Origin of the sequence: Endozoicomonas sp. 4G (assembly GCF_023822025.1) — a bacterium.
Lineage (GTDB): Bacteria > Pseudomonadota > Gammaproteobacteria > Pseudomonadales > Endozoicomonadaceae > Endozoicomonas_A.
The window spans coordinates 4893343-4906852 of record NZ_CP082909.1; the positions used below are offsets into that span (position 1 = coordinate 4893343).

The following is a 13510-nucleotide window of genomic DNA, read 5'->3' on the forward strand; positions in this document are numbered from 1 at the left end:
TGGTCAATAAATTATCTATCACTTTCTAAAGGCGTGCCCTTGGATACAATTGAGGAGTTCTTCTAATGGGACCAATTTCGCATATCTCCATGTTTCGTGAAAACTGGGGCAACAACGAGCGTGATCATGTTTCTGCATCCCGGGGGCGCAATGCTTCTGAGTTATTCTGGCATCATGGTTCCGAGCATCAGACCTTTACTACCAAGGAGGCCAGTAACAGCCTCATAGAACATTCAACCGTTAACCATATTGGTTGTTGCCTGGTCTCTTTTGATTCAGGAAAACGAAAAGTTGCTCAGCTTAACCCTGGCACCCGGCTGCTATTCCTTCATCAATTGCCTGATGAATCCTTCCTGGGTTCGGAGAAAATCAAGGAACTGTCCACCAGGGATATTATCGTGCTTCATGGTTTTTCAGGACTCCATCATGCGCAAGACTTTGAGCGCCATCAGAGAGTGCACTCATACTCTAACGAAGATGGCCTTTGCTTATTGGAAAAGTTCCCAAGATGGCCCTCGGCAGACCGGATGGCCAGTTATGGTTATGTATTTACCGATATCCGGGTTCACGGGAGCAAAGTGTGCGTTGAGATGGATTCAATCTGGCAAAATGGCTTGTGGACTAACTTTGCCCTAGAAACTATGAATAATATCCAGGTTCACGGGGGCAGAGTTTACGTTGACATGGATTCAATCTGGCAAAGTGATTTGTGGACTAACTTTGCCAAAGAAACTATGAATAAACAGGATTCTGACAACATAACGATGGAGGATATATATTCAGCTTCCTGTAAAGCTGCAAATGTTGATAAACAGCAATATTTTGCTGAACTCAATGTCGCACGCAGGCAACCGGTTCTGAAACTGAACCGCAGAGACTCGGAGAATAATGAGATACCGACGCCTGTTCTGGCCTGGCGCTCAGTGGTACAAACCGAAGATTCCAGTCTGCCCGAATTACAGCTAATCACGCCAGCCAGGTTTGATGTTCTGGCCAGGTGCAATCCTCCGGGTTTCCCTGTTCCCGCCCACACTTGGCCGACAGGCCCGGCTGTTGGTTATACTCCGTCCTCTACTGACCCTGTTTTTCGGTCGAAAGGAGCGCCCTTTTTGTCACAAAGGCTGTCACAAAGGCTGTCACAAAGGCAACCAATCAAATCGTACCCGTCGGCCTATCCCCTTGCTCAGGTAAGAGCTTTGCATGTGGCCAGGTCTGGTGCTAATTCTTTTTCCGCCACGCTGAAATTTGCCGGGTCAGTGTTAGGGCACCTGATTTTGAGACGGTAAGTGTCTTTAATGACACTGAAACCTGGCCAGCCACTTATCCAGCTGGTTGGCAAACTGCTGGCGATCACTCTGGCTCAGTGCCGGAGGCCCACCGGATTCAATACCACTGGCTCGGAGTGTGTCCATAAAGTCACGCATATTCAGTCTTGCCCGAATATTATCTTCTGTGAAGAGTTCACCGCGAGGACTCAATGCACCAGCGCCTTTTTCAATCACTTCAGCGGCCAGGGGAATATCGCTGGTGATTACCAGGTCTCCTGGTTCAGCTCTTTTGACAATCTCGTTGTCCGCTACGTCAAAGCCGGAGGCGACCTGCAGGGATTTTATAAAGCGGGATCCCGGAACCCTGAGTGGCTGGTTGGCCACCAGGGTCAGCGGGGTTTCGGTTCGGTCGGCGGCTCTGAAAAGAATTTCCTTAATCACCACCGGGCAGGCATCGGCATCAACCCAAATTTTCATTCTGCAAAAACGCTCTTAATCCGGACATCAGGAGCCTGTCTGATTTAAGACCTCTCAGGCCCGAATTCCAGATATCATCAAAAAGTGAAAAAGATCAGGACCATCACCATGAACGGGCAGAAAAACCGGATGTACCAGGGCCAGATTTTCCAGAAGAGACTGTGCTCAATATCCGGATAGCCTTTCTGCAGTTCTTTCAGTTTTTGATCTCTGGACCAAATCCAGGCCGCATAGATACAGACGACCAGGCTCAACAGAGGCATAGCATATCGGGTTGTCAGGTTGACCACAAAGTCAAAGAGCAGATCAAACCAGATCATGACGCAGACACTGACCCCGAAGGTAATCAGCGAGATCAGCCAGGCGCTGGTAGCCCTGTGGGCAAGGTGTCGTCTCTGGAAAACCGCGACCGGCACTTCCAGAATGGAAACCGCTGAGGTTAAAGCAGTAATAGTGAGCAGCAGAAAGAAGCCCAGAGAGAGAAAAATACCCAGCGGACCAAACTGAAGAAAGAGCTGTGGCAAAACATCAAACACCAGCTTATCGGCACTTTTCAGGGCACCCTCGGCAGTGTAGATATCAATTCCGTGATTGAGCGCCACAAACATGCCCGGAATAATCAGCAATCCGGCCATTACCGCCACCAGCGTATCCGTCACCGCAACACCGGCAGCCATCACGGGAATATTGCAGTCGCGAGTCAGGTAGGCACCATAAACCACCATAATGCCCACTCCCAGGGACATGGAAAAAAACGACTGGCCCAGGGCACTGATCAGCAGGTCTTTGCTCAGCAGTTTGGAAACATCCGGCAGGACAAAATATCGAAGGCCCTCCAGCGCCCCTTCCTGCGTCATGGTAAAAGCAATCAGCAACAGAATCAGCAGTACCAGCAGTGGCATCAGACGGCTGCACCATTTTTCAATGCCGTCAGCCACACCACCAGAGACAATGGCCGCCACCATGGCCATAAACACTCCGGCGGCTATCATGGTGGGCAAGGGACTAAATGAAATCAGTGAAGCCGCCAGACTGTCGAGCCCCAGGGCCGCCGCTATGGGAGCCAGTCCAAAACAGATGATCCAGCCGGAGATAATGGCATAAAAGGTGTAGATCAGCAGAACCGTGATGGTTGATGCCCAACCCGTCAGCTTACCCAGAAGCTTGAAAAAGAAGCTGTTGCTGACACTTTCCAGCGTAGAAACCGGATCTGAACGACCATAACGACCAATCACCAGTTCAGCCACCAGCATCGGCCATGCAAGAAGGAAAGAGAAACAAAGATAAACAAAAACGAAGGCAGCACCACCGTTGTCGGCAGTCTGGGTAGGAAATCCCCAGATATTGCCTATACCGACAGCGGAGCCCACAGCCGCAAGATAAAAACCCAGTCTGGAAGTAAACTGGGGAGCATTCTCCGGAGGTTTGTCACACGCGATGTTTTCCTGATCCATTCAAATTTACCTTTTTATATTTGAAAGATATTTCCCTTCCCTCACACAAACTTCCTTATACTTTGTATTCCCCCGAAGTACTGCACTCAATTAGTACAGATGTACAATAAAAACCTATCAACTGAGCCTATATCACAAACAAAGCATCTATCCAGTCTATACAAAATAAACAGATAGAGAGGATTAATTTTGATTTCTTCTAAAAAAACACTTTGAGGAAAAAAAGAGCGTTTTGTTCCATGGCACTTTTCCCGAAGTTAACCCCCTGAACGCTTGGCATCGTATCCGGCTTTTTTGAGTACATCGACCATGACATCCACATGGTCACCCTGTAATTCGATATTGCCGTCTTTTACAGCACCACCACCGCCACAGCGCTTTTTCAATGTTTTGGCATAAGCCTTGAGGTCGTTACCCGCAAGAGGCAGGCCGCTGATGACGGTCACGACTTTGCCGCCACGGCCTTTCTTTTCCGGGCGGACACGGACGTTGCCATCACCCACGGTTTCCTTAACCTTGTCTTCCCTGATGCGACCCATATCGGTCGAATAAACCAGTTTGCTGCTCATTGTTCACCTCAATCTTTTACCAGCCAGCCTTTGTCTGTGGCTTGATCAATCTCTTGCACAGCATAATCCCAAAGTCTGGGTACGCTCCCTTTCAGGTATTCATTCCGCTTGATGACCTGAGAGCGTGAAACACCATGTTCAAGCCAGCTACCACCCTCATTCCGGCAGTTTTGCAGTAATGGCAGCAGACGGTCCATCGCCTTGGCAAAGCGGCCATCGGCTGTTTGTGCCTCTTCAAACTCCTGCCAGAGCGCGCGATAGCTTTTTGCCTGTGGTTCTGGCAAGAGTCCGAAAATTCGGTCTGCAGCTTTGGCCTCAACCTCTGCCGTACTTTCCTGACCTGCCATATCAAAGGCAAAGGTGTCCCCTGCGTCAATCTCAACAATGTCGTGTATCAACAACATCGTCACTACCCTGTCGAGATTCACGGGCTCGTCGGCATAGACCGACAATACCTGAGCCATCAGGGCAATATGCCAGCTGTGCTCGGCACTGTTCTCAAAACGGTTGTCATCACATTTGATCCGGCATCGACGCTGGACAGCCTTCAGGCGATCCAGCTCCATTATAAAATTGATGTGTTGATTTAAGTTTTCCATAGCATTTAAAAAAACCATCCGTTAGAAATAAGAACGGCCTTCACAATGAAGGCCATTGATAATCAGACGTTACCAATACCAAGAGCCTGTATTACCTCTTAATACTATTGTTGAAATTCAGTCTGCCCATTTTGTGGAAAAACCTTTCTCCTTACAAAACTCATACATTTCTGAAAAGCCATGTAGTTTTCTTCGAGTAATCTCATGATGAATAGTTTTCAATATTATTACTCCGTTATTAATATCAAGTGCTAATGATGGGTTACTAATAACACTTTCAATATGAGAAAATTCCACTTCACTTTTATTAGTGAAACTATTTCCTGAAAATTCGCACGCAGTAATATTTAATTCAGATATACGCTGTATTTTCAAAAGTGGTCGATTATTATCAATATCGCTAAGAAAAACATCTTTTAAATCTCTAACTTCAGGAAGATTGATTATCCTCTCATATGCACTCTTTGCAATCTGTAGATATTCTTTTGTTCTGCCCCTTGAAAAATTCATTCTTGCTTCAATAAGCATTACCAGAGTAGGGCCGGATATATGTTCCTCCCCCTTAATTTCAATAATCTCAGCCGCCGATGTTATGCCTGGCATTCCCTGATAGATCAGAGGTCTCTCCGCACCTGAGTTACCGGTTCTGAGAATATTAGACAGTCCCTTGATCTTTATATACGGAATCCCATTGACACATATTTTTGTGTTAATAAAGAAGGAGTTGAGTATAGCTGTAATATGTCCTTTGTTTAAACGATGAATCGTAGCATCAACTATATGTTTTAGCTCGCTGTCCTCAGCTAAACTGTTGAGTTCGTGATATACAATAGACGGTAACCTACTACTCATGCTTTACCTACCATCCTCTTGTAAATCTTGTTTATTTTTTGCATTACCTCATCATAATTAATGGTTTTGTCATTAATATTTTTATCTGGATGAAATATTGCCTGATATTTTTTCTTCCACTCTTTTGCTGCATTAGCATCTAAATAGTGCTTCTTTTTTATGCCTAACTCTTCATCAAAAATTCCTTTTTGATTATTCAATATCAAAAAAGCCTGTCTATGTTTGCCTGATCTAAAATAAGCATCATTTTCCTGTTGAGGAGATATTTCTTGAAAAAGTTTGATCACTTTCAACAGATCACTTTTTGATCTGATCGATAGCAAATCCTGAAGACCTGTTGAATCAACCACTTCATTCTTTAAAGTATTGTACTCTTCCTCTATCTCACTTTCTGATAGAGAAAGCCATGAATATTCCCTCATACACAGCCTCCGAATAGTAAATGACTCAATATAGCACTAAAACCTTATAGCGCACTTATCCCTTCTCAAGCAACCGGCGCAAATCAATGATTGCGGCATTGGCACGGGAAATATAATTAGCCATGACCAGCGAATGGTTGGCCAGTACGCCAAACCCACCACCATTAAGAATGAAGGGACTCCAAACCGTTTCCTGGGTGGCTTCCAGCTCCCGAATGATTTGCTTCAGGCTGATGGTGGCGTTCTTTTTCTCCAGCACATCAGCGAAGTCCACTTCTACCGCCTTCATCAGATGAATCAGTGCCCAGGAAGAACCTCGGGCCTCATAGAAAACATCGTCGATTTTGGTCCAGGGTGTTTTCACTTCTACCAGGGCGCTGGCTTCTGTGGACTGGGAAGCTTCGGCATCCCCCGCCAGATCGGTATTAATGCGCGGTTTGCCGACACTGGCACTTAACCTTTGCGAAAGACTGCCCAAACGGGTTTCAACATCGGTCAGCCAGCGGGTCAGGTTATCGGCACGGGCATAGAACTGGGCACGGTCCTGCCTGTCAGGCAGTCGGTTCATATAATTGCCCAGTTTATCAATACCACGCTGATATTCTTTTTCACTGGAAGGCAGAATCCAGCTCTTGGAATCAAAGTTAAACTGAGGCTCGGCAATGGCCAGATCACGATCTTCCTGGGACTGAGACTGTGAACGACTCATATCTTTACGAAGGGAGCGCGCCATATCACGCACCTGAACCAGTACACCCAGCTCCCAGCTTGGCATATTGTCCATAAGCACACCGGGAGGGCCGATATCATTGCGAAGATAACCACCGGGCTTGTTCAGCAGTGTATCGGCAATGCGATAAAGCGTAGCCGTCGTCGTGTAACCCACCACAACTTCCTGGCCATTCGCCTGTGCCATCTGATCAGTATTGGCTTTTACTGAAAAACTGTCCGGCTCATTGCTCCAGTACATCCCCAAAGCAGCCAGACCAATCACTACGACACCCGCCGCGACGGCAATCGTTTTACCCCCGGGCATACTGCCCCCCAAGGTGCCCGTGAGACCTTCAGCGACTGAAGACACACGCTCTTTTATCTTTTCCAGAGCCATAGATTCCTCATTGCCCCCTATCTGAGTGTTGCTCATTATCCTCTATTCGGGGCGGGTATTAAAGACACGGCACCTGTGTCAGATGAATTATGACTCGGAAAAGACCCGGAGCAGACTTTTCTTAAATTTAAAGGCGAAGTTTTTCCATAGCTGCATCCGCCAGGAATGCTGATCGACTTTTTACGTCGTGACTTTTTACATAAGAGTCAATTTTGTTGACCAGTACACCGGGAAGCGTGACATTGATTTTTTCTGTTTTCCCAAGGTAAGGAGATAAATCTACTTCGATCAGGCCCCAACCCCATCCTTCATAATCCGGATTGACCATCAAGTCTTTCACTGGAGATGGAAGAGGAACCTCCTCACCGTTACCAACCATCTCCTCTAACATAATATGAGCGACCTCAACGGCCCCCTTATAAGCTTCTTCGTAGGTATCCCCTGCCGTGATTGCCCCCGGTATGTCAGGTATTGCAATACCAGTGGCATGCTCATCGTCACCCCACTCAATAGCAATTGGGTATTTCATACGTAGTCCTCGTTGAGTAACCCTATTCTGCATGAAGGTTTTGAGTTGATACCGAGCTCATCGTTTTATATGAGTCCGGCTTGCTTCCTGATTGCTTTCAATGTTCCCTGCTTCAAATCCTTTTTGGGATGCGGTATGGGTACTGATCTGTTGAAATCTGGATGTTTGAAAATGTGGTGGCTTCCTCTCACCCTGTCGAGCTTCCAGCCGGCCGCCTCCATTTCCTTTATCAACTCTGAACTTTTCACCTCCAACGCCCTTGTTTGTCGAACATCGTTTTAATATAACTCTAGAGTTACCTTTTTCAAGTATTTTTATATCTCGAGAGCTATTTTTTTATGGTTACCTCTCATCACGTTGTACTTTGGTCAACGTCACTTCCTGTCTCTACTTTGATGCCATGAACGGAGATAACGGTAGTAACCTACTTGCCCCTAAAAGGAGCGGGCAGGTCGCCAGAAAAAGCTTTATTAAAATCAGAGGGTTGGCGAGAACGCCCTGATATGCTTATAATTCACACCCACTAGGGCTCTGTGACCTACAGTCTTGTGCGTTATGCGTCATCAGGAAAGATTACAGGGTCGATAGTGTCAAAATGGGGCCTTTAGCTCAGTTGGTTAGAGCATCCGACTCATAATCGGCAGGTCCTGGGTTCGAGTCCCGGAAGGCCCACCAGATACAGCAAGGGTTAGCGTGTTAATAACTGCTAACCCTTTTTCTTTGAATCCGTATTTGCTCCCCTCTTTGCTCCCCTTTATTGTCGGGCTGTAGCGGCATTACACGGGAATGAAACAGACCTTTTTTTACCTGTCTTCTCTCCTGTCGGTGTCCAGAAATACTTAAAAACAAGCAATCCAAATATGCAGTTACCCCAGACTGGCGTGGGTCCTTTCTGGCCTAATTGCTGCGGGTGTGAATGGTCGCGGTATTTTCAGTGTGGCTGGAGGGTGAAAATGGATTTCCTCTATTGAGGGATTTAATAGAGGAAATTCCCGTAATAACAAGGCCTACAGGATAGTGATGAGTAAAAATAGAGGAAATGATAGTGTCAATTTCCCCTCCCTGTCGTCAGCTTCGCCAGCTCTCAGGCCAGTAGAAGCAAGGGCTTTATAGAGCTGCTGCTGACGACCATAGAACACAGGAATTTAGCCAATTCCCGCGCGTCCGTTCCCCCGTGGATGTGCCGATCTGGTCAGGGTCCCATCGCAACTATTCGAATCTGCACAGTTTGGGGCTGGTGGCTGTCTGGTTGTTCTATCAGTTCTGTTTTTATCTTCATGGCCAATGGGTTATCAGACACAAGTGACACTCCCCGCCTTGTCAGGCGAGGCTTCTGATTTCACAGGCTACAGCCAGCCTGTAACGACTGGACTTACATGGAAGCCTCCATCAGCAGTAACCGGGTGCCCCTCGGTTATTTGTTGGTCTTTTGTTTGGTTTTCCGCTGCCTTAACGGGTCACTCAGGTATGGGCTCGTCTGGTTCTTCAAGGGCGGTTGGGCAGTTTTCTCTGCCTTAACTTTTCGTCCAGTGCTTGGTTTTCGTCACCGGGTGCCCTTGCAGGGGCAGACCGAGGGTGAATATAGCCAGCTATGTACAAAAACGCAACCGGAACGCTCTGCGTTCCCGTCTTATATCCCCGCCCGATTGGGCGAGGGTTTACGACGATTTTGCTAAACAACAACCACCTTCAGTGAATTCTCATATTTAGTGAAATTCTGCGCGCCAGCTTACCCGCAACGGGGAGACTCTCCAGAAGGACCCACGGCACTTACCGAACGATGGGACCCTGAACAGTCGGTATGCTCCACGGGGTGACGGACTCGCGGGAACTGGGAGATTTTCGGGACTGTATGCTTTCCACCACCAGCGACCCTAGCCCCTCTGGTAGCAAGGCTGGATACCGGAAAAGGTGGAAAACCAGAGAGGACAGAAAAGCTTACCGGGTCTGCCTGCGCTGTTGTGGTTTGTGTATCCTGGTCATTGGCTGGAAGGGTTGCCACTGTCGGCTATTCCTATTCCGGTATTGTCCAGTAATCAGTAAACCCAGTTCACAGTTAAACAGCCTGGTTATCTTCACGTGAGTTGCTGGCACATTCAGGTATTCAGCCACCCAATTTATTATCATCCGCTGGTTAGCAATGAACCTGTTTTCAGCATTGATTAGCATGGTCGTTCTCCTGAAAAAAACAGAAATCATGTAGGGTAGGGGTCAGTAAAAAGGGGTAAAAAGTCTTTTTACTGGTTTTTACTGATACCTACCCCTACTATTTTTCGTTTTTTCTTCTTCTGTCAGGCAAGCCGGGTTTATATGAAAAGTGACTGAAGGACGGCCCCGGCCTTTTGATTCTTCCCGCACAATATAGCCATGTAGTTCTAACCACTTTACAGCCTGTTCTCGGTTCCGCTTCTCTTGCAGCCCTACCCACCTTCTACGCTCAAGGTCTGCCATTTTGAAGGGTTGTGGCAACTGCCCTATACGGTCCGCCAGTATCCGGGCCCCGGCTAATGGATCGTCGGCCAGGGCATAAACCCGTCTGGCGTGAGTCTCCAATACATCGCACCAGCGGATAGCCATTTCAACCGATGCCTTGCTGATCCGGCCTGTTGCCCCGTTGCTGATAACATGAAACACAAGGGCCAGTGCTGGCATTAAAGACGGATACTTTCCGAGGTGGCTTTCCATCTGCAGGCTGACACCTTCGCCACTGATCCGGGTCATCAGATCAGAGTACCAGCGGTTAAACAGTGCCTGCGCCTGATCATCGAATCGGATAGCGGGCCTGTCCTCTTCCTCTGGTTGGTATGGGATGTTGTCCAGCCTTCGAAATACCTGATATGCCTGTTCCTTCAATGCCTTGTCCGGGCTCCTGTCGGTCAGCCTGAATGATCGTTTATCTGGATACACCAGCAGCTGAAAACGTTCTACAAGTCCATCGTCCCCGCTCCCGTCTCTCTGGGTCATCAACAGTGGCAGTAATCGCCCCGGTTGAATCCCTCCAAGCAATGACACTGTGTTAGAGGGTATGTATACATCGTCACGGGTTACACGGTCATAGCTGTATGTTCCATCGCCGTTGAACGCTTCCAGCCAGAAAGCCCGGTCCTGTTGTCGGTCGTCCCGGTTGAGCCCTGCTATCCATCCGGCCAGCTCATCACGAAACAGTAGCAACCCCCATGGATTTTCAGACAGCAATATACCCAGTTTCTCTACAGTGGCGTCATTGACGATGTAACGGCGGCTGGCGGGCTTCTCCGGGTCGCTGCTTTCATCCATCAACAAGGCTTCAGCGGCCTGTAGATCCTTTTTCTTTACCAGTGCCTGCGCCTGTCGCTCTGCTTCCCTGGTTGCCATCTGGTTTATTTTCTCTTGCGCCTGGTAACGCTTCAGGTCTTCCTTGTGCTCTGCTCTGGCTTCAGCCTCCAGCCGGGTTAATGGCTTGGTAGTGTCTTTGATAACAGGTATCTTTTTCTGGCTTGGCCTGCCAATACAGCAACCCCACAGATTAGGAATGATTGCCCAGTCGTCATACTGCTTTGGTTTCACACTAACCTTTCGACCGATCAAACTCCCCAGGGCAGTTACAGCAGAAACAGCGGCATATTCAAAGGGGGCATTGTCCATTCGCTCTACTGTGTCCACCAGCCAGCCGGAAAGCTCCGGGGGGAGCATATCCGGTGTAATCTCCTGAACGGGTAGCAGGTCGTTCTTGATAGGCTTCAGTTCCGGCCAATCAATAGCGGGCCTGCTCCCACTGTCTAAACCACTCTGCCTGATTTCTTTCTGTATGGCTTCAGGCTGGACGACTTTAATGTTTGGGTGTGTCTGGTCACACAGTGCCATGCTTTAGCCCTCCGGTGGCAAGATAAAAGTCTGAAAAGTCTGTGCCCTGATCGCTGGTCTGTTTCAGTGTTGGCAGTAACACAGCGGCCCCGGTGGATTCAGCCGCTTTAAGTGCCTGAGATAGCCCGGGGTTGTCGGGCTGGTGGGTGTCGTTGTCGGCGGCAATGATTAACCGGCTGTCCGGGTTCTGGTCTCTGGCGATCCGTGCGACGGCTTCAAGGTTGTGTTTGCCCGCAGCGGCATAGACCCTCACAGCTTGGCTATCCATCAGGTACAGGCTTGCCCCGGTTGCCCAGCCTTCACAGACGTACACAGTCCATGCCTCAGCTCCGAAACGATGGTAAACCCCTTCGCACAGGCCATATTTGAGCCTGAACTTTTTGCCTTCCGGGGTGATCCGTTCCAAATTAACCAGCTTGTGCCCTTCAGCATACAGAGCCACCAGCAGCAAGCGGCCTTGCTGGTACAGTCCCAAGGGTGGGAGTTTCTTTTTGACAAGGTAAGGGTGGTTCGGGTCAGCCGGTTTTGCCCCTGCCAGAATAAACGGCACCCTATCAGCTACCTGGTTCTGCCTTCTCCGCTTCTCTTCTGCTTCCAGAGCCTGCCATTCTTCCTGCAGCGCTTTTCTCTGTGCCATTCTGACCGCTATACGGGTCTGTTCTGCCAGCGCTTCGGCTTCATTGCGGTATGGCTTCCGCTCGATCCCCAGATAACGGGCTACCTGGTCTACTGCTTCAGGAAACCGGCATTCCTGCATTTTCATAATCAGGCTGAAACCGTCACCAGAACCACAATGACGACAGAAGTAATGCCCAATGTCAGCGTTCCTGAATTCGTAACGGTCACGGCCGCCACAATGGGGACAGGGTATATTTCGCTTGCGAGGGTTTACCTCGTTATCTGTCAGGCCACATACAGCCTGTAGAATGCTGTCCCACTGTCCACCAGCAGCCAGCTTTACCCGATCCGTGAATAGCTGTGCTGTCATCGTCTTTCACTCCTGCCCGCTTTTGATGGGTCTCTGACCAGCTCTTTAAGGTGTTCAAGCCACCTATTGCCGCTCTGGAGCCTAACCGAGTTTCTGATCGAGTATTTTTTGTGGGCACCACGGTTTAGAGGTTTACGAGTCATCACTGCTTTCCTCCATCCTTTCCTCCATCCTTTCTTCCAGCTCTCCCGCCAGATGGTGAACGGATCGGCACAGCTCTTTCAGAGCGGTGGCAATATGGGTTGTCTCAAGTTCAGTCAACCGTGGAGAAATGCCGCATTCAGCACTAACAGTCTCTTCAGCCAACAGACAGGACAGGCCATAAGCCGGAATACTGAGGCGGCTGATTTCATTGGTCAGCTGTTTTACTGTTTTATGACCCATGCGCTTACCCTCCCTGCTGATTCATTTCTTTGATCATTTCCCACAAGTGATCCCTTGCGGCTTTGTCCTTTTCGATTACCTCCAGCCACTGATCGCGGTCTGACTCAGAAATATGGTCTTGTCGGGAAAAGAATTCAGCTTGGCCCTTTTCAAAGGACAGGGCTAACAATGCCTGCTCGAGTGCTTCAATGCGAGTCATGCTGACACCCTCCAGCCACAGACGACGGCATCCAGCTTTCTGGCTTCTTTACGGGCTTGCTGGTGGGAGTTGAACGACAGGGTAATGTAACCACGTACACGACGGTCACATAGACGGTGGGAGCTGCCTTTCAGTAAGGCAAGACGACAGGTTATAGCCATTGGGTGGCCTCCTTTAGTTTTGGAGCCTGCCACCCAGGGTGATAAGTCTGAATTGGTGGCAGAGCTGATAGGGTTATCACCACCGGCACTAAAGGAAACCGGCCTACCCGAAGGTAGCCCCATCAGCCCTACCATAAAACGGTAAGTACGCTGAAGTAAGCAACAAAAAAGCCGCTCTGCTGGCGACTGTTGCGCCTTTAGTATTACCGGGGTGATAGTCCGGGTTACAGATTTTGCTGTAACACTGTGAACGATAGCGCACTCATTCCCGTCAGGCAATGAGTTATTAACACACAAGGTGATTCCGCTATAGCAGCCTTGCTTTTGGACTACGGGTAAACTGCTCACATCTGAGAAGTTAGGCAAATACGCCTTCTGAACTATGGGTAAACTCATCAAATCTGAGGAGTTAAGCGAATCTACCTGCTGTTGCTCTTTGTGTTGCTCATAACGGGTTAAACCTTGCTGTACGTGGGTTGGCCTTTGTCCTTCTTTATGCCCTTCATAGCATTTTGCTACTGCCTGACCGACTTTATTTTTTTTCATAGCCTGGTATCCATTCTTGAAGCTGACAGGGCAGGACGTTTATTTATCAGCGGGTTTAGGGGTGTCCTACCCTGCGTCTATTTTCTGGCTGGTGGGTCTACTCAAATTGAG

The 13510-nt window shown here is 48.7% G+C and carries 16 protein-coding genes and 1 tRNA gene; 2 read left to right on the top strand and 15 right to left on the bottom strand.

Translation table 11 applies throughout. The annotated features are described in order from the left end of the window. Positions 1–65 precede the first annotated feature (65 nt). The gene (locus K7B67_RS19160) at positions 66–1286 is read left to right on the top strand and encodes a hypothetical protein (RefSeq protein ID WP_252177466.1); all 1221 of its coding nucleotides are present in this window, start codon (positions 66–68) and stop codon (positions 1284–1286) included. Between the two features lie 6 nt (positions 1287–1292). Here K7B67_RS19160 and K7B67_RS19165 read toward each other — a convergent pair whose 3' ends face one another. The 9 genes from K7B67_RS19165 to K7B67_RS19205 form a co-directional block, all read right to left on the bottom strand. Beyond that, complete coding sequence (locus K7B67_RS19165) at positions 1293–1745, bottom strand: YaiI/YqxD family protein (RefSeq protein ID WP_252177467.1); 453 nt, start codon at positions 1743–1745, stop codon at positions 1293–1295. Between the two features lie 77 nt (positions 1746–1822). Continuing rightward, complete coding sequence (locus K7B67_RS19170) at positions 1823–3199, bottom strand: sodium-dependent transporter (RefSeq protein ID WP_252177468.1); 1377 nt, start codon at positions 3197–3199, stop codon at positions 1823–1825. Between the two features lie 257 nt (positions 3200–3456). After that, the gene (gene yciH / locus K7B67_RS19175; protein WP_252177469.1) at positions 3457–3768 is read right to left on the bottom strand and encodes a stress response translation initiation inhibitor YciH; all 312 of its coding nucleotides are present in this window, start codon (positions 3766–3768) and stop codon (positions 3457–3459) included. Positions 3769–3776: 8 nt separating this feature from the next. Next, complete coding sequence (locus tag K7B67_RS19180) at positions 3777–4367, bottom strand: HD domain-containing protein (RefSeq protein ID WP_252177470.1); 591 nt, start codon at positions 4365–4367, stop codon at positions 3777–3779. Positions 4368–4484: 117 nt separating this feature from the next. Continuing rightward, a complete protein-coding gene (locus tag K7B67_RS19185) occupies positions 4485–5219 on the bottom strand; it encodes a hypothetical protein (protein WP_252177471.1) in 735 nt (244 codons plus the stop codon). Then, positions 5216–5641, bottom strand: a complete 426-nt coding sequence (locus K7B67_RS19190) for a hypothetical protein (protein ID WP_252177472.1) — start codon at positions 5639–5641, stop codon at positions 5216–5218. The genes K7B67_RS19185 and K7B67_RS19190 overlap by 4 nt, the downstream gene beginning before the upstream one ends. A 55-nt stretch (positions 5642–5696) precedes the next feature. Then, positions 5697–6677: a DUF2333 family protein gene (locus K7B67_RS19195; protein WP_252180612.1), complete on the bottom strand. Its 981-nt coding sequence runs from the start codon at positions 6675–6677 to the stop codon at positions 5697–5699. A 199-nt stretch (positions 6678–6876) separates the two neighbouring features. Beyond that, a complete protein-coding gene (locus tag K7B67_RS19200; protein WP_252177473.1) occupies positions 6877–7278 on the bottom strand; it encodes a type II toxin-antitoxin system HicB family antitoxin in 402 nt (133 codons plus the stop codon). 65 nt (positions 7279–7343) lie between these two features. Further along, the gene (locus K7B67_RS19205) at positions 7344–7499 is read right to left on the bottom strand and encodes a type II toxin-antitoxin system HicA family toxin (RefSeq protein WP_252180613.1); all 156 of its coding nucleotides are present in this window, start codon (positions 7497–7499) and stop codon (positions 7344–7346) included. Positions 7500–7876: 377 nt separating this feature from the next. On the opposite strand from K7B67_RS19205, the gene K7B67_RS19210 reads away from it, so the two are divergent. Next, positions 7877–7953 (top strand) — tRNA-Ile (locus K7B67_RS19210). 1263 nt (positions 7954–9216) lie between these two features. Here K7B67_RS19210 and K7B67_RS19215 read toward each other — a convergent pair. From K7B67_RS19215 to K7B67_RS19240, 6 genes are all read right to left on the bottom strand, one after another. Continuing rightward, positions 9217–9447, bottom strand: coding sequence for a hypothetical protein (locus K7B67_RS19215; RefSeq protein WP_252177474.1), 231 nt, complete (start codon positions 9445–9447; stop codon positions 9217–9219). 78 nt (positions 9448–9525) lie between these two features. Next, positions 9526–11121, bottom strand: coding sequence for a YfjI family protein (locus K7B67_RS19220; protein WP_252177475.1), 1596 nt, complete (start codon positions 11119–11121; stop codon positions 9526–9528). After that, positions 11108–12109 carry a primase-helicase zinc-binding domain-containing protein gene (locus K7B67_RS19225; RefSeq protein WP_252177476.1) on the bottom strand — a complete coding sequence of 334 codons (1002 nt, stop codon included), beginning with the start codon at positions 12107–12109 and terminating at the stop codon, positions 11108–11110. Before K7B67_RS19225 ends, K7B67_RS19220 begins: the two co-directional genes overlap by 14 nt. A 132-nt stretch (positions 12110–12241) precedes the next feature. Beyond that, entirely contained in the window at positions 12242–12493 is a 252-nt protein-coding gene (locus K7B67_RS19230; protein ID WP_252177477.1) for a hypothetical protein, read from the bottom strand. Positions 12494–12497: 4 nt separating this feature from the next. Continuing rightward, on the bottom strand, positions 12498–12692 hold the full coding sequence (locus K7B67_RS19235; protein ID WP_252177478.1) for a hypothetical protein: 195 nt from the start codon (positions 12690–12692) through the stop codon (positions 12498–12500). Then, positions 12689–13399 (bottom strand): ash family protein, encoded by a 711-nt coding sequence (locus K7B67_RS19240; RefSeq protein ID WP_252177479.1) that lies wholly within the window; start codon positions 13397–13399, stop codon positions 12689–12691. Before K7B67_RS19240 ends, K7B67_RS19235 begins: the two co-directional genes overlap by 4 nt. Between the last annotated feature and the right edge of the window lie 111 nt (positions 13400–13510).

Excerpts from the sequence above, each read along its gene's own strand:
- K7B67_RS19160 (WP_252177466.1), top strand. The coding sequence starts at position 66 with ATGGGACCAATTTCGCATATCTCCATGTTTCGTGAAAACTGGGGCAAC.
- K7B67_RS19165 (WP_252177467.1), bottom strand. The coding sequence starts at position 1,745 with ATGAAAATTTGGGTTGATGCCGATGCCTGCCCGGTGGTGATTAAGGAA.
- K7B67_RS19170 (WP_252177468.1), bottom strand. The coding sequence starts at position 3,199 with ATGGATCAGGAAAACATCGCGTGTGACAAACCTCCGGAGAATGCTCCC.
- yciH (WP_252177469.1), bottom strand. The coding sequence starts at position 3,768 with ATGAGCAGCAAACTGGTTTATTCGACCGATATGGGTCGCATCAGGGAA.
- K7B67_RS19180 (WP_252177470.1), bottom strand. The coding sequence starts at position 4,367 with ATGGAAAACTTAAATCAACACATCAATTTTATAATGGAGCTGGATCGC.
- K7B67_RS19185 (WP_252177471.1), bottom strand. The coding sequence starts at position 5,219 with ATGAGTAGTAGGTTACCGTCTATTGTATATCACGAACTCAACAGTTTA.
- K7B67_RS19190 (WP_252177472.1), bottom strand. The coding sequence starts at position 5,641 with ATGAGGGAATATTCATGGCTTTCTCTATCAGAAAGTGAGATAGAGGAA.
- K7B67_RS19195 (WP_252180612.1), bottom strand. The coding sequence starts at position 6,677 with ATGCCCGGGGGTAAAACGATTGCCGTCGCGGCGGGTGTCGTAGTGATT.
- K7B67_RS19200 (WP_252177473.1), bottom strand. The coding sequence starts at position 7,278 with ATGAAATACCCAATTGCTATTGAGTGGGGTGACGATGAGCATGCCACT.
- K7B67_RS19205 (WP_252180613.1), bottom strand. The coding sequence starts at position 7,499 with ATGGAGGCGGCCGGCTGGAAGCTCGACAGGGTGAGAGGAAGCCACCAC.
- K7B67_RS19215 (WP_252177474.1), bottom strand. The coding sequence starts at position 9,447 with ATGCTAATCAATGCTGAAAACAGGTTCATTGCTAACCAGCGGATGATA.
- K7B67_RS19220 (WP_252177475.1), bottom strand. The coding sequence starts at position 11,121 with ATGGCACTGTGTGACCAGACACACCCAAACATTAAAGTCGTCCAGCCT.
- K7B67_RS19225 (WP_252177476.1), bottom strand. The coding sequence starts at position 12,109 with ATGACAGCACAGCTATTCACGGATCGGGTAAAGCTGGCTGCTGGTGGA.
- K7B67_RS19230 (WP_252177477.1), bottom strand. The coding sequence starts at position 12,493 with ATGGGTCATAAAACAGTAAAACAGCTGACCAATGAAATCAGCCGCCTC.
- K7B67_RS19235 (WP_252177478.1), bottom strand. The coding sequence starts at position 12,692 with ATGACTCGCATTGAAGCACTCGAGCAGGCATTGTTAGCCCTGTCCTTT.
- K7B67_RS19240 (WP_252177479.1), bottom strand. The coding sequence starts at position 13,399 with ATGAAAAAAAATAAAGTCGGTCAGGCAGTAGCAAAATGCTATGAAGGG.